At 72.0% G+C, this 21,056-nt stretch carries 19 protein-coding genes; 5 read left to right on the plus strand and 14 right to left on the minus strand.

Going from position 1 to position 21,056, the window contains the following annotated elements:
• Positions 1–36 precede the first annotated feature (36 nt).
• Both ACQP2Y_RS39335 and ACQP2Y_RS39340 read left to right on the plus strand, forming a co-directional pair.
• Positions 37–615: a GNAT family N-acetyltransferase gene (locus tag ACQP2Y_RS39335; protein WP_360549781.1), complete on the plus strand. Its 579-nt coding sequence runs from the start codon at positions 37–39 to the stop codon at positions 613–615.
• A 7-nt stretch (positions 616–622) separates the two neighbouring features.
• Positions 623–2,614, plus strand: a complete 1,992-nt coding sequence (locus tag ACQP2Y_RS39340) for an amylo-alpha-1,6-glucosidase (protein ID WP_433721443.1) — start codon at positions 623–625, stop codon at positions 2,612–2,614.
• A 66-nt stretch (positions 2,615–2,680) separates the two neighbouring features.
• On the opposite strand, the gene dapB is transcribed toward ACQP2Y_RS39340, so the two are convergent.
• From dapB to ACQP2Y_RS39370, 6 genes are all read right to left on the minus strand, one after another.
• Positions 2,681–3,439 carry a 4-hydroxy-tetrahydrodipicolinate reductase gene (dapB, locus tag ACQP2Y_RS39345; RefSeq protein WP_433721444.1) on the minus strand — a complete coding sequence of 253 codons (759 nt, stop codon included), beginning with the start codon at positions 3,437–3,439 and terminating at the stop codon, positions 2,681–2,683.
• Positions 3,436–4,353, minus strand: a complete 918-nt coding sequence (locus ACQP2Y_RS39350) for a phosphatase PAP2 family protein (RefSeq protein ID WP_433732226.1) — start codon at positions 4,351–4,353, stop codon at positions 3,436–3,438. Before ACQP2Y_RS39350 ends, dapB begins: the two co-directional genes overlap by 4 nt.
• Before the next feature lie 83 nt (positions 4,354–4,436).
• Positions 4,437–5,774 carry a M16 family metallopeptidase gene (locus ACQP2Y_RS39355; RefSeq protein WP_433721445.1) on the minus strand — a complete coding sequence of 446 codons (1,338 nt, stop codon included), beginning with the start codon at positions 5,772–5,774 and terminating at the stop codon, positions 4,437–4,439.
• A gap of 7 nt (positions 5,775–5,781) precedes the next feature.
• Complete coding sequence (locus ACQP2Y_RS39360; RefSeq protein WP_433721446.1) at positions 5,782–8,118, minus strand: polyribonucleotide nucleotidyltransferase; 2,337 nt, start codon at positions 8,116–8,118, stop codon at positions 5,782–5,784.
• A gap of 194 nt (positions 8,119–8,312) precedes the next feature.
• On the minus strand, positions 8,313–8,582 hold the full coding sequence (rpsO, locus tag ACQP2Y_RS39365; protein WP_433721447.1) for a 30S ribosomal protein S15: 270 nt from the start codon (positions 8,580–8,582) through the stop codon (positions 8,313–8,315).
• Between the two features lie 135 nt (positions 8,583–8,717).
• Complete coding sequence (locus ACQP2Y_RS39370) at positions 8,718–9,662, minus strand: bifunctional riboflavin kinase/FAD synthetase (protein ID WP_433732228.1); 945 nt, start codon at positions 9,660–9,662, stop codon at positions 8,718–8,720.
• An 82-nt stretch (positions 9,663–9,744) separates the two neighbouring features.
• On the opposite strand from ACQP2Y_RS39370, the gene ACQP2Y_RS39375 reads away from it, so the two are divergent.
• Together ACQP2Y_RS39375 and ACQP2Y_RS39380 are read left to right on the plus strand one after the other, a co-directional pair.
• The gene (locus tag ACQP2Y_RS39375; RefSeq protein ID WP_433721448.1) at positions 9,745–12,426 is read left to right on the plus strand and encodes a response regulator; all 2,682 of its coding nucleotides are present in this window, start codon (positions 9,745–9,747) and stop codon (positions 12,424–12,426) included.
• Positions 12,423–12,836 (plus strand): response regulator, encoded by a 414-nt coding sequence (locus ACQP2Y_RS39380; RefSeq protein ID WP_433721449.1) that lies wholly within the window; start codon positions 12,423–12,425, stop codon positions 12,834–12,836. Before ACQP2Y_RS39375 ends, ACQP2Y_RS39380 begins: the two co-directional genes overlap by 4 nt.
• Before the next feature lie 126 nt (positions 12,837–12,962).
• On the opposite strand, the gene ACQP2Y_RS39385 is transcribed toward ACQP2Y_RS39380, so the two are convergent.
• From ACQP2Y_RS39385 to ACQP2Y_RS39395, 3 genes are all read right to left on the minus strand, one after another.
• Positions 12,963–14,213: an IS701 family transposase gene (locus tag ACQP2Y_RS39385; RefSeq protein ID WP_433721105.1), complete on the minus strand. Its 1,251-nt coding sequence runs from the start codon at positions 14,211–14,213 to the stop codon at positions 12,963–12,965.
• A gap of 231 nt (positions 14,214–14,444) precedes the next feature.
• The gene (truB, locus tag ACQP2Y_RS39390; protein ID WP_433732230.1) at positions 14,445–15,290 is read right to left on the minus strand and encodes a tRNA pseudouridine(55) synthase TruB; all 846 of its coding nucleotides are present in this window, start codon (positions 15,288–15,290) and stop codon (positions 14,445–14,447) included.
• A gap of 75 nt (positions 15,291–15,365) precedes the next feature.
• A complete protein-coding gene (locus tag ACQP2Y_RS39395) occupies positions 15,366–15,764 on the minus strand; it encodes a MarR family winged helix-turn-helix transcriptional regulator (protein ID WP_433721450.1) in 399 nt (132 codons plus the stop codon).
• Positions 15,765–15,800: 36 nt separating this feature from the next.
• Here ACQP2Y_RS39395 and ACQP2Y_RS39400 point away from each other — a divergent pair, with 36 nt between their 5' ends.
• Positions 15,801–16,247, plus strand: a complete 447-nt coding sequence (locus ACQP2Y_RS39400; RefSeq protein ID WP_433721451.1) for a MarR family winged helix-turn-helix transcriptional regulator — start codon at positions 15,801–15,803, stop codon at positions 16,245–16,247.
• Positions 16,248–16,249: 2 nt separating this feature from the next.
• Here the strand turns inward: ACQP2Y_RS39400 and ACQP2Y_RS39405 are convergent, their stop codons facing one another.
• The 5 genes from ACQP2Y_RS39405 to ACQP2Y_RS39425 form a co-directional block, all read right to left on the minus strand.
• Positions 16,250–17,569: an MATE family efflux transporter gene (locus ACQP2Y_RS39405; RefSeq protein WP_433721452.1), complete on the minus strand. Its 1,320-nt coding sequence runs from the start codon at positions 17,567–17,569 to the stop codon at positions 16,250–16,252.
• Between the two features lie 440 nt (positions 17,570–18,009).
• On the minus strand, positions 18,010–19,044 hold the full coding sequence (locus ACQP2Y_RS39410; RefSeq protein WP_433721453.1) for a DHH family phosphoesterase: 1,035 nt from the start codon (positions 19,042–19,044) through the stop codon (positions 18,010–18,012).
• A complete protein-coding gene (gene rbfA, locus ACQP2Y_RS39415; protein WP_433721454.1) occupies positions 19,041–19,511 on the minus strand; it encodes a 30S ribosome-binding factor RbfA in 471 nt (156 codons plus the stop codon). The genes ACQP2Y_RS39410 and rbfA overlap by 4 nt, the downstream gene beginning before the upstream one ends.
• 170 nt (positions 19,512–19,681) lie before the next feature.
• Positions 19,682–19,975, minus strand: coding sequence for a DUF503 domain-containing protein (locus tag ACQP2Y_RS39420; protein WP_433721455.1), 294 nt, complete (start codon positions 19,973–19,975; stop codon positions 19,682–19,684).
• 34 nt (positions 19,976–20,009) lie between these two features.
• A complete protein-coding gene (locus ACQP2Y_RS39425; RefSeq protein WP_433721456.1) occupies positions 20,010–21,035 on the minus strand; it encodes an SAM-dependent methyltransferase in 1,026 nt (341 codons plus the stop codon).
• Between the last annotated feature and the right edge of the window lie 21 nt (positions 21,036–21,056).

Raw genomic sequence — 21,056 nt, forward strand, 5'->3', positions numbered from 1 at the left:
GAGGGGTACGACAAAGCCGTCTGTAGGCTGCCGGGCATGGCACTCGGCTTCGTCCGTCCCGCCCGTCCCACCGACGCCGGCGAGATCGCCCGCATCCAGCTGACGACCTGGCGGACCGCATACCGGCGGATGTTCCCGGCGCACGTCCTGGCCAACCTGGACGAGGCCTACCTGGCCCGGGGCTGGGCCGAGGCGATCGAGGCCCCGCCCTCGCCGCGGCACCGGGTGCTGATCGCGGTCGAGCAGGGCGAGGCGGCATCGCACGTGGTGGGCTTCGCGGCCTCCGGACCCGCCGACGAGCAGGCCCTCGTCCCCGAGGAGCCGCCGCTGCCGGACGACGTGGCGGCGATCACCGACCTGCTGGTCGAGCCCCGCTGGGGCCGCCGCGGGCACGGCAGCCGGCTGCTCGCGGCCACCGTCGACCTGTGGCGCGAGGACGCGTTCAAAGCGGCCGTGGCCTGGGCTTACGACGCGGACGAGGCGATGAAGAAGTTCCTCGTCTCCACCGGCTGGGAGCCCGACGGCGCCGGCCGCGCGCTGGACGTGGACGACATGCTGGTCCCCCAGCTGCGGCTGCACGTCGCCGTCGACCCGCAGCCGCCCGAGGCCTCCTGACCGGGCCATGCCGCGACTCCAGCCGCTCCTGCACGAGCTCGTCACCACCGTGGCGGCGCCGACCATGGCGCTGGCCGGGCCGGACGGGCAGATCCGCGCGGCCGGGGTGCAGGGTGTGTTCCACGCGGACGTCCGCGTGCTCTCCGCGGCCGTTCTGCTGCTCGACGACCACGAGCCCGAGCCGATCGGCCACGCCGAAGCGGGGGCCGGCACGGTCCACTTCGTCGCGCTGGCCCGCCGGCTCGACCCGCGGCTGCGCATCGACCGGACCCGCAGTGTCACCCCGGGGCGGGTCGACGAGCAGATCCGGTTGAGCTCGGCCGCGCCGGAGCCGGTCAGCACGGTGGTCACGGTCGAACTGGCGGCCGACCTCGCGCCGATCGAGGTCGTCAGGTCCGGCGGCCCGACCACCCCGGTGGCCGCCGGCCGGTCCGCCGGGGGCGGCCTGATCTGGGCCCAGGACGGCGTCACCGTCACGGTCGGCGCGCAGCGGGCCGAGATCGACGACCGCGGGCGGCTGCGCTGGGCGGTCACGCTCGCACCGGGCACGGACACGACCCTGACCTTCACCGTACGGGTGGACGACCCGTCCGCGGCGGTGCACGCCCCCACCCGCTCCCGCGACTGGAACCCGGCCCGGGTCCACTCCGGCGACCAGCGCCTGGGCCGGTTGGTGGCCCGCTCGCTCGACGACCTGCACGGCCTGCGGCTGGCCGACGGCGACGACGTCTACCTCGCGGCCGGGGTGCCGTGGTTCCTGACGCTGTTCGGCCGGGACAGCATCTGGGCGGCCCGGATGCTGCTCCCGGTGGGCACCGGCCCCGCCGCCGGAACGCTCCGCGTGCTGGCCCGCCGCCAGGGCACCCGGGTCGACGCAGCCGCGGCCGAGGCACCCGGCAAGATCCTGCACGAGCTGCGCCGGCAGGAGTTCGTGCTGGCGGACGGCCTGCGCCTGCCCGCCGCCTACTACGGGACCATCGACGCCACACCGCTGTGGATCAGCCTGCTGCACGACGCCTGGCGCTGGGGGCTGCCGGAGGCGCAGGTCGGCGAGCTGCTGCCGCACCTGGAGGCGGCGCTGGGCTGGCTGGCCGGGCACGGCGACGACTTCCTGGCGTACCGCGACACCACCGGGCACGGCCTGGCCAACCAGGGCTGGAAGGACTCCGGGGACGCGGTGCGCTTCCACGACGGGCGGCCGGCCGAACCACCCATCGCCTTGGCCGAGGTGCAGGGCTACGCCCACCGGGCCGCGCTGGACGGCGCGGCGCTGCTGGACGCGTTCGGCCGGCCCGGCGGCGACCGGTGGCGGCAGTACGCGGCCAAGCTGGCCGAGCGCTTCCGGGCGGCGCTCTGGCTCGACGCCGGCTACCCGGCGCTGGCCCTGGACCGCGACGGGCGCCCGGTCGACTCGCTGACCAGCAACATCGGCCACCTGCTGGGCACCGGCCTGCTCGACGCGGCCGAGGAACGGGCGGTCGCGACGGCCCTGGGCGGCGAGGCGATGTCCGGCGCGTACGGGCTGCGCACGATGTCCGCCCTCGACGGCGGGTACACGCCGTTGTCGTACCACTGCGGCTCGGTGTGGACGCACGACACCGCGATCGTGGCGGCCGGGCTGGCCCGGGCCGGGTTCGGGGCCGAGGCGGCCGTGCTGATCGACGGGTTGCTGACGGCGGCGGAGGCGTTCGGCTACCGGCTGCCCGAGCTGCACGCCGGGGACGCCCGCACGGCGTTGAGCCGGCCGATGCCGTACCCGGCGGCTTGCCGCCCGCAGGCCTGGTCAGCGGCCGCCGCAGTGCTGATGACGCAGGCCGTGATCGGGCTGGAGCCGGACGTGCCCGGCGGCCGGGTACGCCTCCGGCCACTCGCCGGCGCACCCTTCGGCCCGGTCGAGGTGCGCGGGCTGAGCATCGCCGGTGCGCCGGTCGACGTCCGGGTCGACGCCACCGGCTCGGCGACCGTCAGTGGCCTGCCGACCGGCCTTGCGCTCGGCTGACCCGGCGCCGCGCGAAGTCAGCCCTCGATGTGAGTCCTCGCCCGGCTGACCCCGGCATGACGGTGGTCAGTCGAGGAGAGCGTCGAGGCCGATCGTCAGGCCCGGGCGGGTCACGATCGAGCGGATCCCCAGCAGCACACCCGGCATGAAGGAGGCCCGGTCCAGGCTGTCGTGCCTGATCGTCAGCGTCTCGCCGTGCGTACCGAAAAGGACCTCCTGGTGGGCGACCAGGCCCGCCGCCCGCACCGCGTGCACCCGCACGCCGTCGATGTCCGCGCCGCGGGCGCCGGACACCTCCTCCTTGGTCGCGTCCGGCATCGCGCCCAGGCCGGCCTCGGCCCGGGCCGCCGCGATCAGCTTGGCCGTATGGGTGGCCGTGCCGCTCGGGGCGTCCAGCTTGCGCGGGTGGTGCTGCTCGATGATCTCGGCGGACTCGAAGTAGCGGGCCGCGCGGGCGGCGAACTGCATCATCAGCACCGCGCCGATGCCGAAGTTGGGCGCGATCAGCACGCCAACCTCGGGCTTGTGCGACAGCCAGGAACGCACCCGGTCCAGGCGCTGCTCGGTGAAGCCGGTCGTGCCGACGACCATGCTGATGCCCTGGTCGACGGCCCAGTGCAGGTTGTCCATGACCACGTCGGGGGTGGTGAAGTCGACGAGCACCTGGGCGCCGGCGTCCGAGGCGTTGAACAGCCAGTCGCCCTGGTCGACCATCGCCACCAGCTCGAGGTCGGCGGCGGCGTCGACCGCCTTGCACACTTCGAGGCCCATGCGGCCCCGGGCACCGAGGACGCCGACGCGGATCGGTTGCTGCTCGTCTGTCACCCGGTCAATTTAACGCCGGTCGCCGGCTGGTCCGGCGCCGGGTGCCGGTTGCGCCACCAGCGCTCGGCCAGCCCCACGACCAGGAACACGCCGGCGACGTAGGCCCAGCCGACCAGCACGTCGATGACGTAGTGCTCCCCGGTGTAGACCAGGGTGAACGTCATCGCCAGCGGGTACGCGAGCAGCAGCGGCCACCAGCGCCGGCGCACCACCGGCAGGAAGAAGGCGACGGCCATCATGGCCCAGGCGGTGTGCAGCGACGGCATCGCGGCCACCGGGTTGGACGCCTCCACCTGCAACGCGTTCAGAGTGTTGCCGGCACCGTGCAGGCCGATCGCATCCCACCCGTTCGTGGAGATCCGCTCGACGTGCTCGGGCAGGTAGCCCTCTTTGTAGGCCCACCAGGGCGGCGCCGCCGGATAGACGAAGTAGGTGATCAGGCCGAAGACGCAGAGGGTGAACCAGCGGCGGACGAAGCGGGCCCACTGCGCGCGGGACCGCACCCAGAGGATCACCGCGACCGTCGGCACGGTCAGGAAGTGCGAGACGTAGATCAGGGTGACCACGACCTCCCACCACTGCACCACGCCGGGCTGGTAGAGGTGCTGCTGCAGCCAGGTGGTCGGGACCTGGCCGCCGGTGAGCCAGCCGAACATCGCCTCGTCGGCGTCGATCAGCTCGGTGACGTGCGGCTGGAACAGGTCGTCGGCGTACCCGCGGGAGATGTTGTAGACCACCAGCAGCAGCGCGATGGGCAGCCAGTCCCGCAGGAACAGCAGATGCTGCCGCCACGGCAGGTCGCTGCGCCACGCGATGGTGGCCAGCCACAGCCAGCCGAAGGCGATCAGCGGGTCGCTGGTCGGCACGCCGATGAAGTACGTGCCGACCGCGAACAGGACCGCCCAGATCAGCATGCCGATGATCCGGCGTCGGCGCCGGTCCGGCGTCGCTTCTTCTTGTACGGGCGGAGGGCTGAGGATGGTCACGGCGTCCCAGGTTAGCGGGCGTTCGAAAACGCGTTCTCGTCGAAGGGCCCGACGACGGCCAGCGACATGGGCTTCGACAGCAGCTCGGCGGCCAGCCCGTTGACCTCGTCGAGGGTGACGGCGTCGACCCGGGCCAGCATCTCGTCGACGGCCATCAGGTCGCCGTGCAGCAGCTCCGACTTGGCCAGCCGGCTCATCCGCGAGCCGGTGTCCTCCAGGCCGAGCACGTACGAGCCCTTGACCATGCCCTTGCCGCGGGCCAGCTCGCCGGCGCTGATGCCGTCGGCCGCGACCGTGGCGAGCTCCGCGCGGATCAGCGAGAGCACCTCCTCGGCCTTGCCCGGGGCGCAGCCGGCGTAGACCGCGAAGAGGCCCGCGTCGGCGTACTGGCTGCCGTACGAGTAGACCGAGTAGGCCAGCCCGCGCTTCTCCCGGATCTCCTGGAAGAGCCGGCTGGACATGCCGCCACCGAGCACGTTGTTGAGCACGCCGAGCGCGAACCGGCGCTCGTCGGCCCGGTTGATGGCGGCGCAGCCGAGCACGATGTGCGCCTGCTCGGTGTCGCGGTGCCGGACCAGGGTGACCGGCTTGCGCGCGCGGGCGGCACCGGACGAGCCACGCTTGGGCGCGGGCTCCGCGGTGTCGCTGTCCAGCGGGCTGCCGGCCAGGGCGGCCCGGACCAGCTTGACCACCTTGGCGTGCTCGAGGTTGCCCGCCGCGGTGATCACTATCTGCGGCGCCTGGTAGCGGGCCCGGTAGAAGCGGTTGATCTGGGCCCGGGTCATCGGCGAGATGGTCTGCTCGGTGCCGGAGATCAGCCGGCCCAGCGGCGTGTCGGCGCCGAAGATCGCCTCGGTGAAGACGTCGTGCACCTCGTCGCCGGGCTCGTCGTCGTGCATGGCGATCTCCTCGAGGATCACGCCCCGCTCGGTCTCCACGTCCGCCGGGTCGAGGATCGAGCCCGCGACCGCGTCACAGAGCACGTCCACGGCGAGCGGCAGATCGGCGTCCAGCACCCGCGCGTAGTAGCAGGTGTACTCCTTCGTGGTGAAGGCGTTAGTCTCGCCGCCGACCGCCTCGATCTCCGCGGAGATCTCCAGCGCGGTGCGCTTCTCGGTGCCCTTGAACAGCAGGTGCTCGAGGAAGTGCGAGGCACCCGACATCGCCGGGGTCTCGTCACGGGAGCCGACCCCGACCCAGACGCCGAGAGCGGCGCTGCGGGTGGTGGGGATCGCCTCGGTGATGATGCGCAGACCAGAGGGCAGGACGGTGCGCTTGACGCCGTCCTGCAGGGTCCGGGTAGAAACGCGGGCCGGCCTTTCGGCCGGCCCGCGGTTGCTGTCTGTCATGCGTGGATCAGTTACGGTCGCCGCTGGGACGCTGACGACGGCGACGGGGCTCGCCGCCACCCTCGCCACGGGGACCGCGGTCCTCGCGCTCGCGCGGCGGGCGGCCGCCACCCTCGGAGCCCTCGCCACCGGCGGCGGCGGGCGCGTCCGCGGGCGCCTCGGCACCCTCGGGACGGACCTTGTCCAGGTAGATCTTGCCGCGGTTGTCGATGTCCGCGATCGAGACCTCGACCTTGTCGCCGACGTTGAGGAAGTCCTCGACCTTGTCGACCCGCTTGCCGTCGCCCACCTTGGAGATGTGCAGCAGGCCGTCGCGGCCGGGCAGCAGCGAGATGAACGCGCCGAACGCGGCCGTCTTCACCACCGTGCCGAGGAACTTGTCCCCCGCCTTGGGCATCGTCGGGTTGGCGATGGCGTTGATCCGCTCCACCGCGGCCTCGGCCGCCGGGCCGTTGGTCGCGCCGACGTAGATCGTGCCGTCGTCCTCGATCGAGATGTCCGCGCCGGTCTCGTCCTGGATCGCGTTGATCGTCTGGCCCTTCGGGCCGATGACCATGCCGATCTTGTCGACCGGGATCTTGACGCTGGTGACCCGCGGGGCGTACTCGCTCATCTCGGCCGGGCTGTTGATGGCCTGGTCCATGACGCCGAGGATCGTGGTGCGGGCGTCGTGGGCCTGCTGCAGAGCGGCGGCCAGCACGTCCGACGGGATGCCGTCGAGCTTGGTGTCGAGCTGCAGCGCGGTGACGAACTCCGGGGTGCCGGCGACCTTGAAGTCCATGTCGCCGAACGCGTCCTCGGCGCCCAGGATGTCGGTCAGCGTGACGTACTGCGTCTTGCCGTCGACCTCGTCGGAGATGAGGCCCATGGCGATGCCGGCGACCGGCGCCTTCAGCGGCACACCGGCGCTGAGCAGGGCCAGCGTCGAGGCGCAGACCGAACCCATCGAGGTGGAGCCGTTCGAGCCCAGGGCCTCGGAGACCTGGCGGATCGCGTACGGGAACTCCTCGCGCGTCGGCAGCACCGGCACCAGGGCCCGCTCGGCGAGCGCGCCGTGGCCGATCTCGCGCCGCTTCGGCGAGCCGACCCGGCCGGTCTCACCGGTCGAGTACGGCGGGAAGTTGTAGTTGTGCATGTAGCGCTTGGACTTGTCCGGGGACAGCGTGTCCAGGGACTGCTCCAGCCGCAGCATGTTCAGCGTGGTGACACCCAGGATCTGGGTCTCGCCCCGCTCGAAGAGCGCCGAGCCGTGCACGCGCGGCAGCACGCCGACCTCGGCGGTCAGCGGGCGGATGTCCCGCGGGCCGCGGCCGTCCATGCGGACCTGCTCGCGGAGCACGCGGTTGCGCACCTCGGACTTGGTGACCGAGCGGAACGCCGCGCTGATCTCCTTCTCGCGACCCTCGAACTGCGGGCCGACGAGCTCGACCGTCTTGGCCTTGACCCGGTCGAGGGCTTCCTCGCGGTCGGCCTTGCCGGCGATCTTCAGCGCCTCGGCGAGCTCGCCCTTGGCGGCGTCCGAGACGGCGGTGTACACGTCGTCCTGGTAGTCCAGGAAGACCGGGTATTCCAGCACCGGCTTGGCGGCGACGTCGGCCAGCTCGCTCTGCGCGCGGCACAGCTCGCGGATGGCCGGCTTGGCGGCCTCGAGGCCGCTGGCCACGACCTCCTCGGTCGGCTTCGGCGCGCCCGCGGCGATCAGGCTCAGCGCCTGCGGGGTGGCCTCGGCCTCGACCATCATGATCGCGACCTCACCGTCCGGCAGCGTCCGGCCGGCGACGATCATGTCGAAGGTGGCCCGGGCCAGCTCCTCCAGCGTGGGGAAGTTGACCCACTGGCCGTCGATGTGCGCGACCCGGGTGGAGCCGACCGGGCCGCTGAAGGGCAGGCCGGAGAGCTTGGTCGACATCGAGGCGCCGTTCATGGCGACGACGTCGTACGGGTGCTGCGGGTCGAGCGCGAGGACGGTCTCGACGACCTGGACCTCGTTGCGCAGGCCCTTGGTGAACGACGGGCGCAGCGGCCGGTCGATCAGGCGGCAGGTGAGGATGGCGTCCTCGCTGGGACGGCCCTCACGCCGGAAGAACGAGCCGGGGATGCGGCCCACGGCGTACATGCGCTCCTCGACGTCGACCGTCAGCGGGAAGAAGTCGAAGTGCTCCTTCGGCGTCTTGCCGGCCGTGGTCGCGGAGAGCACGGTGGTCTCGCCCAGCTGGACGATGACCGAACCGGCGGCCTGGCGGGCCAGCCGGCCGGTGGAGAAAGTGATCTCGCGGGTGCCGAACGACCCGTTGTCGATGACGGCGGTGCGAGTCTCGGTGCCGAGAGCTTTCTGCTCTGTCATGTGGTGCGGTACTCCTTCGTCGAGGACCCGGCGGTTCACACAGCGCGGAAGAGGCTGGCCGGTCTTCGATCGAAGTACCCGAGATTGACGTGCTCGGGAACCACTACCGAGGACCGGGGCCGGTGGCCTGGTGCCGCGCGGGTCCGTGGGTAGAGCTCGGGGGAAGCGGCCAGGTGGCCACTCCCCCCGTCGAATCAGCGGCGCAGGCCGAGGCGCTCGATGAGCACCCGGTAGCGCGCGACGTCCTTCTTCTGGACGTAGTTCAGCAGGCGGCGGCGACGGCCGACCAGCAGCAGCAGACCACGACGGCTGTGGTGGTCGTGCTTGTGCACCTTGAGGTGCTCGGTCAGGTCGGCGATCCGCTTGGTGAGCATCGCGACCTGCACCTCGGGCGACCCGGTGTCGCCCTCGAGGGTCGCGTACTCGGTCATGATCTTGGTCTTGGTCTCTTGGTCGAGCGCCATGTTCTCCGTGATTCTGTGTTGCCGATTCATACGGTGTCCCGCCCCTGCTGGGGCGGGCTCGCGGCCCGCGGCGTCGGGCAGGCAGGCGAGTCCGGTCGTCGGAATAGCCGACGTCACGGAAAGCTTATCAGCCGCTCAGATCTGCGGCCGGGCGAGCAGCCGCCGGGTCTCCTCGACATCCTCGCGGATCTGCGCGACGAGCGGCTCGATGCCGGTGTAGACCCGCTGTTCGCGCAGGTGGGCGACGAAGTCGAGGCTGACCCGCTCGCCGTACAGGTCGCCGGCGAAGTCCAGCACGTAGGCCTCGACCCGGCGCTCGCGGCCGGAGAAGGTGGGGTTGGTGCCGACCGAGACCGAGGCCGGCCGCGGACCGCCGTGTTTGCCGCCGCGGATGAGCCAGGCGGCGTAGACCCCGTCGGCCGGGATGGCCGCATAGCGGTGACACATCAGGTTGGCGGTCGGGAAGCCGAGCTCCCGGCCGCGCTGGTCACCGCGGACGACCACGCCGGCCAGGCGGTGCGGGCGGCCGAGCGCGGCGGCGGCGGCCGAGACGTCCCCGGCGTCGACACAACTACGGATGTACGTGGACGAGAAGACCAGATCCTGCTCCGCGACCAGCGGCGCCTCCTCGACCGTGAAGCCGAAGGTGCGCCCGAGCCGCGTGAGCATGGCCAGATCCCCGGCCGCCTTGTGGCCGAAGCGGAAGTTGTCCCCCTCCACCACGACCGCGGCGTGCAGCGCGTCGACCAGCACGTCGTGCACGAAGGCCTCGGCGCTGAGCTGGGAGAACGCCGGGGTGAAGGGCACCACGCAGAGGGCGTCGACGCCGAGCTGCTCGATCAGCTCGGCCTTGCGCACCGGCTCGGTGAGCACCGCCGGGTGCGAGCCGGGGCGGACCACCTCGGCGGGGTGCGGGTCGAACGTCACGACGACCGACTGGAGGCCGAGATCGCGGGCGCGCTTCACGGTGTGCCCGATGATCGCCTGATGGCCGCGGTGCACGCCGTCGAAGACGCCGATGGTCACCACCGATCGGCCGAACCCGCCCGGTACGGCCTCGTACCCGCGCCACCGCTGCATTTCCACTTACCTTCCTGGAGTGTCCGCGGGGGTAAGCGTATCGGTCTCCACGACTGCCTGAAACGCTACAGTTAGTCCTGATATGCGCGCTGACTGGAGTCCCCTCGTCCTGCTCGCGGCAGAGTTCACCTTCGCCGTGCTCTTCCTGCGCGCCCTGGTCGGCTATCTGCGCGGGCGCGACCCGTTGCAGCGCGACGTCACGCTGGTCTTCGCACCCTGCACGGTGCTGTTCTGCGTCGACATCGCCCGCCGGATCAACGGCGAGGCCCTGCCCGTGTGGGTCAACGCCGTCTCGCTGACCGCGCTGCTGGCCCAGCCGTACCTCACCGTCCGGCTCGCTGCCCGGCTGCGGTCGGTGCCGGTCTGGCTCCAGCGGACCGTTCTGATCGTGCAGGCCGGGGTCGCCGCCTGGCTGGCGTTCGCGCCGCGCCCGCTGCGCCCGGCCGAGTTGTTCGCCGCGGTCACGTCGTTTCTGGTCGCCGAGCTCATCGCGGCGGCGCTGCTGTTCGGCAAGGCCCGGACCCGGACCGGCGCGAACCGGGCCCGGCTGATGATCGCGGCCGGCGCGACCGCCGCCTTCGGGCTGATGATCGTGCTGATCGGCATCGCCGCGGTGCCCGGCACCAGCCCGGTGTTCGACACCGCCAACCGGGTCCTGGCGCTGGTCTGCGGCTTCGGCTACCTGATCGCCTTCGTGCCGCCGCACTGGCTGCGCCGGTCCTTCTCCGCCACGGCCGCCCAGTCGGTCACCGAGCAGCTGCTGCGGGCGCCCGCCGAGTCCGCCGAGCAGGTCTGGCAGATCTACGCCGACATCATGCGGGCGCAGACCGGCGCCGACGCGGTGGCCGTCCTGATGCCGCGCACCGACGGCATGCTGGTCCCGGCCGCATACGCCGGTCCCCAGACGGCCGCGCCGGCCGGCCTCGGCTTCGCCGACATCACCGCGCTGATCCGGGCCGGCCAGCCGGCCCGGCTGCGCGACAGCGACGCGGCCCTGGTCGCCCACTTCGGCGACGACCTCGGCGACGACTTCGTGACCGTGCTGAGCATGCCGGTGCCGCCGGACGCCGAGGGGGCGGTGCTGCTGTTCAACCGCCACCGCGGCCTGTTCAGCGACGACGACCTGCGGCTGCTCGCGGCGCTCGGCGGCCAGGCGGGCGTGCTGGCCGAACGCCAGGCGGTCACCGCGGCGCACCGCCGGCTGGCCGCCGAGCTCAGCACCTCCGTCGAGGCGCTGACCCGGGCCAGCCAGGCGAAGAGCTCGTTCCTGGCCAACATGAGCCACGAGCTGCGGACCCCGCTGAACGCGATCATCGGCTTCAGCGACCTGATGCGGCTCGAGGAGCCCGACGGCGACCGGCGCCGGGTGCCCGCCGACTGGGTGGACCACATCCACACCAGCGGGCGGCACCTGCTCGGCCTGATCAACGACATCCTGGACCTGGCCAAGGTCGAGGCCGGCCGGCTGGAGCTGCGGCTGGCCCCGCTGCGGGTCGACACGGCGGTGAGCGAGCTGCTGACCGGGCTGGCCCCGCTGCTGTCGGCCAAGAACCTCACCGTCACCACGACACTGCCGGAGGCCACCGCGCTGGTGGACCGGGTCCGGTTCCGGCAGATCGTGGAGAACCTGCTGTCCAACGCGATCAAGTTCACCCCGGACGACGGCGCGATCTCCGTCACGGTCGCGCAGTCCGGCGACCTGGTGGAGGTGACCGTCGCGGACACCGGGGTGGGCATCGCCGAGGACGACCGGGAACGGGTCTTCGAGGAGTTTCAGCAGGTCGGTGACCCGGACCGGCAGCGGGCGGGCACCGGCCTGGGGCTCGCGCTGACCAAGCGGCTGGTCGAGGCGCACGACGGCGAGATCAGCCTGATCTCCACGCCGGGGCAGGGCAGTGCGTTCACCGTACGGCTGCCGGCCGCGCCGGTCCTGCAGCTCGACCAGGGTCCGGACGCCGGCGCCCGGGTGCTCTTGATCGAGGACGACCCGCAGTCGGCGGAGCTGCTCAGCACCCAGCTCGTCAGCGCGGGCTACCACGTCGAGGTGGCCGGCACCGGCGAGGCGGGCCTGACCGCCGCCGGGGCCCACCCGCCCGACGCGATCGTGCTCGACGTCGCCCTGCCCGGCATCGACGGCTTCGAGGTCATCCGCCGGCTCAAGGCCGACCCGCGGCTCGCCGAGATCCCGGTCTTCTTCGCCACCATCATCGACGAACGGCAGGCCGGGCTGTCGCTGGGCGCCGACGACTACTTCGTCAAGCCGGTCGACCAGGCGGCCCTGCTCGGCGCGCTGGCCCGCAAGATCGCGCACCGGCCGGTGCCGCGGGTGCTGGTCGTCGACCACGACGACGAGATCCGCAAGGCGATCGAGGACGGCCTGCGCGCCGGCGGCGCCGACGTGGTGGCCTGCGCCGACGGGCGCGACGGCCTGGCGCTGAGCCGGGAGAGCCACTTCGACCTGATCGTCTGCGACATGCAGTCGCCGGAGGTGGACGGGTTCAGCATGCTGGCCGCGATCGAGCAGGACCCGGCCACCCGGCACACCCCGGTGCTGGGGCTCACCGCCGCGGCGGGCCAGCTGCGGGAGCCCGGCGACGCGGCCCCGCTGGTGGCCACGGCGATGGCCGGCGGCGTGGTGGCGACCGCGATGGCCGGGGGCGCCGGCTGGGAGGCCCTGGCCCCGCTGCTCGGCGGATCCGGAACCGCCACGAAGGCCGACACCGGTACCGGCACTGCCGCGAAGGACACGAAGGAGATTCCGTGACGGCCGAGAACCCCCGGATCCTGCTGGTCGAGGATGAAGAGCTGAACCGGACCCTGGTCAAGGCGGTGCTGGCCCGTGCCCAGATCACCGCCGTCCGCGACGCCGAGGTGCTGGACGCGTCGACGCTGGCGAGTGCGCGCACCTGGCTCGGCACCGAGGACATCGACCTGATCCTGCTCGACATGAACCTGCCCGACGGCAGCGGCCTCACCCTGGCGAGCGAACTGGCGGCGGGCACGGTCGCCGCGGGCCGCCCCCGGCCGACTGTCGTCGCGGTCACCGCGAGCGTGCTACCCCAGGACCGGGAGGCCGCACTGCAGGCGGGCTGCGACGGCTTCCTGGACAAGCCGTACGCGGCAGCGGACCTGGTCGCGACGGTGGCCGAGCACCTCTCCCGGCGGGGCAGCTAGTAGGGCTTTGTCATGGTCCGGGTCCCGCGCGTCGTAGGCGTTGCGGGAACTGGGTTCGGCAGGTCGGGCAGGTGCCGATGAGGCGGGCGAGTAATGCTTGGAGGCGTCGGAGTACGGCGTAGAGAGTCATTCCGGCGCACGGGTTTTTGGGTCCAGGCGTTGCAGGGTCAGGAACGCGTGGGCGGCGGAGACCAGGGTGGTGTGGTGGTGCCAGCCTTGCCAGGTGCGGCCTTCGTAGTGGTCCAGGCCGAGCCCGGTCTTGACCTCCCGGTAGTCATGCTCGATGCGCCAGCGTAGTTTTGCCAGCCGGATCAGGGTGCGTTTCGGTGTGGTCGCGGGCAGGTTCGACAGCCAGTACTTGACCGGTTCGGGCTCACCGGTCGGCCATTCAGCGATCAGCCAGGCCTCGGGCAGGTCTTGGCCAAGGTGCGCCGATCGGATGGCTGGGCCGGCCGGTCGGACGCGCTGGAACACGAACTTTGAGCTCATCGCCACCGGCTGGCCGGTCCGTCGGCGGGAGCTGTTGCGCCAGGTCACCCGCCTGGCCGCGCCTGGTCCTGCCGCTAAGAGCAAGTCGCGGACCGGGCGGGCGGGTTGCCGGTAGATCTTCTTCGGGTAGGGGCCGTCGCCGCAGTAGGGCACCCTCGTGCGACCGATGCTCAGCGGGTAGGCCGTGACTGTGTGCGCGACCTGCACCGCATAGTCGATGTCTCGCTCGGCGAGGGCTTGGCGGAATTTGCCGGCGTCGCCGTAACCGGCGTCGGCGACCAGGACACGGGGACGCAGGCCCCAGCCGAGCAGTTCGTCGATCATCGCCAGGGCGAGCCGCCACTTCGGGGTGTGTCCGACCTGATCGGGAATCTGCGCCCGCCGTCGCCGCGTCACCACGTCCGCGGTGGCCTTCGATGATGCCGGATCCCAGGCCTCGGGCAGGAACAGCCGCCAGTCGACCGGGCAGGACGCGGTGTCGGTCACCAGGCTCACCGACACCGCGACCTGACAGTTCGTAATCTTCCCGGCGGTGCCGGTGTACTGGCGGGCCACGCACGGCGATGCTGTGCCGTATTTGAGCAGGCCGGTGTCATCGATCGCCCACGCCGGGCCGTGCAACGCCTCGCTCATGCGTTCGGCGAGCCGCCGACGCACCGGTGTCACATCCCACGGGCTGTTCGTGACGAAGTGGTTCAACGCCTGCTCATGGGGTCCATGCAACCTCGCGGCCATCGGCTGGATCGACTTACGCCGCCCGTCGAGCATCAGACCACGCAGATATTGCCCGGCCCGGTCCTGCCAACCCGAATACCTCAGCGAGGCGAACACGTCTTCGACGTACTCGCTCAAATCATCGCTCAGCTGCCGCACCGCAACGGTATCCACCACTCAACGACACCAACATCACCGCGTACCTGTCACCGTCACCCACCCGAAGGGTGACAAAGCCCTACTAGGGCCTGTCCTGCCGGTCATGGCGACGCCGAGCCGAGGTCCAGGTTTCGCGTCGCAAGTGGGCCGGGCGGTCGAATACCGGTGTTGTATTCGGCCGTTCGGACCGCGCCGCGAGGCGGAAGCTGGGCCCGGCGCAGGCCGTCATGATCGGCGGGACAGGCCCTAAGCCGGGGCCAGCACGATCTCGGCGCGCGCTTTGCCGTCGCGCTCGGAGACGATGGCGAGCACGTCGCCGGCGGTGTTGAAGACCGCGTACGGGCCCTCGATGCCGACCGGCTGCAGCGGACCGCCGTGGCTGAGCACCCGGGTCTCCTCGGCGTCGGCCTCCCGCTGCGGGAAGGCCCGCCGGGCCGCCTCGGCCAGCGGCAGCGAGATCACGTCGGGCGCGCGTTCCTCCAGCTCGGCGAGGGTGGCGGCGGACGCGAGCGTGAGATCACCGACGGCCGTGCGGCGCAGCGCGGTCAGATGCCCGCCGACCTCGAGGGTACGGCCGAGGTCCCGCGCGATGGCCCGGATGTAGGTGCCGCTGGAACAGGTGACGTCGATGTCCACGTCGACGAAGTCACCCTCGTCCGGACGCCGTACGGCAAGCACCTCAAGCCGGGAGACAGTGACCTTACGGGCGGCCAGCTCGACCTCCTCCCCGTCACGAACCCGCTTGTACGCGCGTTGCCCGTTGACCTTGATGGCACTGACCGCGCTGGGCACCTGCTCGATCTCACCGGTCTGCGCGGCGAGGACGGCCCGGATCGCCGCCTCGGTGACCCCGGCGGTGGAGACGGTGGCGGTGACATCACCCTCGGCGTCGTCGGTGATCGTGGTCTGCCCGAGCCGGATGGTGGCGGTGTAGCTCTTGCCGGCGCCGATGACGTACGTGAGCAGCCGGGTGGCCCGGTTGACCCCGATGATCAGCACGCCGGTGGCCATCGGGTCGAGGGTGCCGCCGTGCCCCACCCGCCGGGTCCGAGCCAGCCTTCTGATCCGGGCGACCACGTCGTGGGAGGTCATCCCGGCCGGCTTGTCCACAACGATGAGCCCGTCCACGTTCACGGCTCCACCCAACCAGACCGCTACGGTCGCGGGTCAGGCCGGGGTGAGGTTGCCGGCGACGCGCTCGAGCAGGGTGACCAGGGTGGCGTACTCCTGCTCGGACAGGCCGTCGGTGACACGGGCCCGGAACGTGCGCACCCGCTCGGCGACCCGGTCGTGTGCTGCCCGCCCGGCGGCGGTCAAACGAAGGACCGGCCCGGTCTCCGCCTCGGTCGCCCAGCCGCGGCGGATCAGGTCGTCGACCTGCGCGCGCACGGTCGGGGCGAATGCTGCGAGGGCGGCGTCGAGCTCGGCCCGGGAGGTCTCGCCCTGCGCGAGGGTGGTCAGGATCTGCCAGTGCCGCCGGGTCAGCTCCTCGTCGGCCATCAGCCGGGCGAAGCCGGCCTCGATGCGGCGGTCGATCTCTTTGACCCAGTACCCCAGGGGACGCATGAATGTGATGTTACATGTACTTGTACGATGACATCCATGACGGATCTGGCGGCGATCGAGCGGGCGATGATCACGATCCGGCGGAGCCAGAGCCGGCGAGCACTGAGCCGGCTCGCTCCGGAGGGTGATCAGACGGTCTTCGGAGTGCTCGACGCACTGGAGGAGCTGGGCCGGCCGGCAACGGTCGGTGAGGTGGGCGCCGCGCTCGGCGTCGATCAGCCACGGGCCAGCCGGCTGGTGGCCCGGGCGGTGGAGCAGGGTCTCGTGATCCGCCAGGCCGATCAGCGGGACGGCCGGCGGACGTTGCTGGCCCTGACCGGGCCCGGACGGTCCCTGTTGGCGGATGCTCACCGGTCACGGCAGGAGATGTTCTCGCGGGCGATGAGCGACTGGCCGGAGGCGGACCGGGAGACGTTCGCCCGGCTGCTGACTTCGTTCACCGCAGCGCTCGGGGCCCTCACCGACCGGCCGCCGGCCAGGTGAGGTCAGCGGGTGGCGCCGAGCACGGCCCACCGCGCCCCACGCCAGCGGACCAGCAGGAACACCAGCCGGATCAGGGTGAACAGCGCCAGCCCGAACCACACCCCGGACAGCCCCCAGTCCAGCGCGTACGCCAGCCAGATCGCCGGCAGGAAGCCGACCAGGGCCGCCGCCAGCGTCATCGTGCGCAGGTAGCCGACGTCGCCCGCGCCGATCAGGACGCCGTCCAGGGCGTAGACCACGCCGGCGAAGGGCAGCATGCCCACGAACCACGGCCACACGATCGCCGCCTGCTCGTGAACCGCCTGGTCGCCGGTGAACCAGCCGGGCACCACCCCGGCGCCCGCCGCCGCCAGGGCCGCGAAGCCCACCCCGGCCACCGCACCCACCGCGGTGACCCGCCGGGCCACCTCCCGGGCCGCGCTTCCGTCGCCCGCGCCCAGCGCCGCGCCGACCAGGGACTGGGCGGCGATCGCCACCGCGTCCAGGGCCAGGGCGCAGAAGAACCAGAGTTGCAGGCCGATCTGGTGGGCGCCGACGGCCGCGACGCCGAACCGGGCCGCCACGGCGGTCGCTGACAACCAGCAGGCCTGGAACGCGGCGCCGCGGATCAGCAGGTCGCGGCCGAGCACCAGTTGCCGGACGATGACCGCCGGGCTGGGCCGCAGCGGCGCGCGTTCGCGGATGATCGCCCAGAGGAAGAGTCCGCCGGTCAGCGACTGGGCCACCACGTTGGCGACCGCTGAGCCGATCAGTCCCCAGCCGGCCGGGTAGACGAGCAGCGGGCAGAGCACCGCCGAGAGCACGTTGGCGCCGAGGACGAAGTAGAGCGGGCGGCGGGTGTCCTGCACCCCGCGCATCCAGCCGTTGCCGGCCGCCGCGAGCAGGAGGCCGGGGATGCCGAGGGCGGCGATGCGCAACCACTGCGCAGCAGCCTCGGCGGCGGCCGGGTCGGCGGCCAGGACCCGGGTGACCGGCGTGGCGAAGAGCTGGGCCAGCAGGACCAGCAGCGCGCCGGTGGCCAGGGCGAGCCAGGAGGCCTGGACGCCTTCGGCGACGGCGGCGGTGCGGTCACCCGCGCCGAAGCGGCGGGCGGCGCGGCCGGTCGTGCCGTACGCCATCAGCGTCCCGAACCAGACGGCCACCGACATCACGGTGCCGCCGACAGCGACCGCCGCGAGCGGGATCCGGCCCAGGTGGCCCACCACGGCGGTGTCCACCAGCACGTACAGCGGCTCGGCGGCCAGCACGACCAGGGCCGGCAGGGCCAGGGCGGCGATGCGCCGGTTGAGGGTGCCTCGGTCGACGGCGGCGGGCGGGCTCATGGACAGTCATGATGCCCGCCGAGCCGTAAGGGGCGCAATGCGCCGGACTGCTTACTGGCGGGTGTCCATCGACGTCTGCAGCGCGCGGCGGGCCTGCTCGCGGGCTTCGTCGGACTGGGGCTTGGGCTTCGGCATGGCAGCCATGATCGTGGTCCTTCCACGGCGGAACGGGTGCACGGCACCCACTGATCGATCGAGCGGCGCGTCGCGAGGGCCGGTCCGGGATCACCGGACGGGTGGCGGGGCGACACAGCCCGGGATGGTGGACCCGGGTGGCTCGAGGCTGCTGCGGCGGCCGGTGGTAGCGACCGTGCAGAAACCAAATCACCGTTAACTCAAACTATCGTTCAGTCTCGCGGGTTGCTCGTCGTGTCCCGCACTTCGGGAAACGGATCAACGACAAAAGGCCGGCCCGAAGGCCGGCCCTGGTCGAGCAGACGCTACGGAATGAGGTGCTTGCCGAGCTCGTCGCGGACCGCGGTGACGACGTCCCCCGGGGTGCCGTAACCGGTGAAACCCGCGGCCAGCCGGTGCCCGCCGCCGCCCAGCGCCACCGCGACGGCACTGACGTCGACCGCGCCCTTGCTGCGCAGCGACACCGCCCACTCGCGCTCGGCGAGCTGCTTGACCACCACGGACACGTCCACCTCGGCCACGCACCGGACCGGATCGATCAGCGCGTCCAGCACGTACGGCCGCTGCCCGTGCCGCTCGAGGTCCTCGAGGGTCGCGTACGTCCACACCATGCCGCGCCCGTCCGCCGCCGTGGGATCGAGCTGCGCGCGGCTGAGCACGTCGGCGGAGAGCTTCATCGCGCCGAACGGGCGGCTGTCGAACACCCGGCGGGAGATCTCGCCCGGGCGCAGGCCGGTGGCGATCAGCCGGGCGGCCATCTCGTGCACCCGCGGCGTGGTCATGTCGAAGCGGAACGAGCCGGTGTCGGTGGCCAGGGCCACGTACAGGCATTCGGCGATCTCCGCGTCCAGCGGCACGTCGAGGCGGCGCAGCAGCTCCTCGGCGACCACCGAGGTGGCGGCGGCACCCGCGTCGACCAGGTTGACCCCCGCGAAGCCCGTGTTGGACGCGTGGTGGTCCAGGGCCACGGTGGCGCGGGCGCGGGGCAGCCGGTCAGCCAGGGCCCCGAGCCGGGACACCGCGGCCACGTCGAAGACGATCACCAGATCCGGCTCCGGCTCCGCCTGCTCCTCGCTGACCAGCAGGTCCAGGCCGGGCAGCGCGGCGAACGGGTCCGGGATCTCGAACGTGCCGGGGAAGGTGGCCTGCAGCCGGGGCACGCCGAGCCGGCGCAGCCCCAGGCCGAAGCCGAGCATGCTGCCCAGCGCGTCGCCGTCCGGGTTGACGTGACAGATCAGCAGCACCCGGCCGGTCGGCGCCAGCTCACGGATCGCCGCCACCGCGGCCGAGAACTCGGCCGCGGTGGGCGCACCCTCCGAGACGGTGACCGCCTCGGTCACCCCTGGTCCTCGCGGGCACCGACCCGCTCGTCGGCGTCCTCGTCGTCCTCGTCCTCGTCGGCCTTGTACGGGTCCGGGTCGCCGGCGTACTGCTTGCCGGCGGCCAGCCGCTGCACCTCGGCGTCGCGGTGCCGGGCCGCGGCCAGCAGCTCGTCGATCTCCTTGACGTTGTCCTGGACGTTGTCCAGCACGAACGTGAGGCTCGGCGAGTGCCGCAGGCCCAGGGCGTGACCGACGCGGGTACGCAGCATGCCCTTGGCGCTGTCCAGCGCCGCCGCGGTCGCGGCCTGCTCGGTCTGGTCCCCGAGCACGGTGTAGTAGACGTGGGCGTCGCGGAGATCACCCGTGATCCGGGCGTCCGTGACCGTCACCATGCCGAGACGAGGGTCCTTGATCTCTCGCACCAGCGATGCCACCAGCTCGCGGATGCGCTCCGCGTGCCGACGCGTCTTGGCCGGGTCCGACATATCGCCCACCTCCGACAACCGTGCCTCCGGGACGAAACCGCCCCGCCCAACGCCTGAAGCCTACCCATGACCGCTGGGGCCCGAACGCCGCGTCGGTGCGTCGCTTGCGGGGGTCACCAGCGGGACCGCTCATGTAACGAACTTGCATGGGTTTTCCGCCGCGGGTGGGCTCAGTCGTCGTCAGTGTGCAGCCGACGCCGGACCGACAGCAGCTCGATCTCGGGCCGGCCGGCCATCTGGTGCTCGCACGTGTCGATCACCGCGCGCGCCTGGGACGGCTCGGCGGCGACCACGGCGACCCCGATCTGGGCCCGCCCGTGCACGTCGTGGTCGCCGACCTCCGCGACGCTGACCTCGTACTTGCGCAGCATCGCGATGATCGGGCGGACGTAGGAACGCTTCTGCTTGAGCGAACGGGAGTCGCCGGGCAGCAGCAGGTCGAAAAGTGCGGTCTCGATATACATCAGCGAGCGAGAGTACCCGGATACCCCGTGCCATTCAGCTGGATTTCCGGGCCACCACCACGTCACGCTCGATGCCCTGGTCGACCCGGTGGCTCAGCTCCTCGTACGGCACCAGCGCCAGCCCGTTGGCGACCAGGATGTCCTCGGCCAGCTCCCGCCGGGCCACCTTGGTGTTCCAGGACAGCCCGATGGCCCCGCCGGGACGCAGCAGGTGCACCCACTGCGGCACGGCCCGCTCCAGCAGGTCCAGCGGGCGCCGGGACATGCCGCCCTCGTCCTCGTAGCTGCCGTGCGCGACGCCGTACGGCAGATCGACGACCAGCACGTCCACGCAGTTGGCCCGGAGCAGGCCGTCGAGCTGGGTGGTGTCCGCGTTGAGCATGATCACCTTCTGCACCGCGCCGGCCTTGTGGTCCTCCTTGCTCGCCGCCATGGTGATCTCCATCCGGCGGGCGGCCTTGCGACCCTGCCGGCGGACCGGGTTGAGCTCGGCGGTGTGCTTGAGGCGCTTGCGCTTGAGCCAGGTCTGCAGGAACAACTTGTACGCCTCGACGTCCTTGCCGTCGAGCTCCACTCCGATGGCGTCGTAGCCGTACATGAGCGCCTGGTTGAGCGTGGTGCCGCGGCCGGCCAGGAAGTCACCGACGACCACGGGACCGTCGAGCATCCGGCGGGCCGAGGCGGAGGCCAGCAGGGTCAGGTTGAGCAGCAGCTTGGTGAACTGCTCGTTGGTCTTGCCGGCGTACTTGGGGATGGTGATCAGGTCGCTGTCGTAGCGGGCCAGCGGGGTCAGCTCCAGCGGCCGCAGCAGGTCGTCACCGGCCTGCTCGAACAGGGCGTAGGCCGCCGACATGTTCGACAGGTAGGCGATGTCACGGGGCTGCAGGTCCCCGGTGAACGTCAGGTACTCCACGCCGCCGATCCGGGTGGCGTCGACCTCCGCCACCTCCGAGGAGAGCACGGGCCGGAACGCGGCCAGCTCCGCCCGCGACAGTCGACCTGCCTGGTCGGCGTAGACGCGGTTGGCGGAGGGCGCGAGGAGGAGGGCGTAGCGAGACATTCCAGTAGTAAAGACAACGGC

Source organism: Actinoplanes sp. CA-051413 (assembly GCF_050955795.1).
GTDB lineage: Bacteria > Actinomycetota > Actinomycetes > Mycobacteriales > Micromonosporaceae > Actinoplanes.

Excerpts from the sequence above, each read along its gene's own strand:
- rbfA (WP_433721454.1), bottom strand. The coding sequence starts at position 19,511 with ATGTCGGACCCGGCCAAGACGCGTCGGCACGCGGAGCGCATCCGCGAG.
- ACQP2Y_RS39420 (WP_433721455.1), bottom strand. The coding sequence starts at position 19,975 with ATGTATATCGAGACCGCACTTTTCGACCTGCTGCTGCCCGGCGACTCC.
- ACQP2Y_RS39405 (WP_433721452.1), bottom strand. The coding sequence starts at position 17,569 with ATGAGCCCGCCCGCCGCCGTCGACCGAGGCACCCTCAACCGGCGCATC.
- ACQP2Y_RS39425 (WP_433721456.1), bottom strand. The coding sequence starts at position 21,035 with ATGTCTCGCTACGCCCTCCTCCTCGCGCCCTCCGCCAACCGCGTCTAC.
- rpsO (WP_433721447.1), bottom strand. The coding sequence starts at position 8,582 with ATGGCGCTCGACCAAGAGACCAAGACCAAGATCATGACCGAGTACGCG.
- truB (WP_433732230.1), bottom strand. The coding sequence starts at position 15,290 with ATGACCTCCCACGACGTGGTCGCCCGGATCAGAAGGCTGGCTCGGACC.
- ACQP2Y_RS39350 (WP_433732226.1), bottom strand. The coding sequence starts at position 4,353 with ATGCTGATCTGGGCGGTCCTGTTCGCGGTCGGCACGTACTTCATCGGC.
- ACQP2Y_RS39355 (WP_433721445.1), bottom strand. The coding sequence starts at position 5,774 with ATGACAGACAGCAACCGCGGGCCGGCCGAAAGGCCGGCCCGCGTTTCT.
- ACQP2Y_RS39335 (WP_360549781.1), top strand. The coding sequence starts at position 37 with ATGGCACTCGGCTTCGTCCGTCCCGCCCGTCCCACCGACGCCGGCGAG.
- ACQP2Y_RS39395 (WP_433721450.1), bottom strand. The coding sequence starts at position 15,764 with ATGCGTCCCCTGGGGTACTGGGTCAAAGAGATCGACCGCCGCATCGAG.
- ACQP2Y_RS39400 (WP_433721451.1), top strand. The coding sequence starts at position 15,801 with ATGACGGATCTGGCGGCGATCGAGCGGGCGATGATCACGATCCGGCGG.
- ACQP2Y_RS39340 (WP_433721443.1), top strand. The coding sequence starts at position 623 with ATGCCGCGACTCCAGCCGCTCCTGCACGAGCTCGTCACCACCGTGGCG.
- ACQP2Y_RS39375 (WP_433721448.1), top strand. The coding sequence starts at position 9,745 with ATGCGCGCTGACTGGAGTCCCCTCGTCCTGCTCGCGGCAGAGTTCACC.
- ACQP2Y_RS39360 (WP_433721446.1), bottom strand. The coding sequence starts at position 8,118 with ATGACAGAGCAGAAAGCTCTCGGCACCGAGACTCGCACCGCCGTCATC.
- ACQP2Y_RS39370 (WP_433732228.1), bottom strand. The coding sequence starts at position 9,662 with ATGCAGCGGTGGCGCGGGTACGAGGCCGTACCGGGCGGGTTCGGCCGA.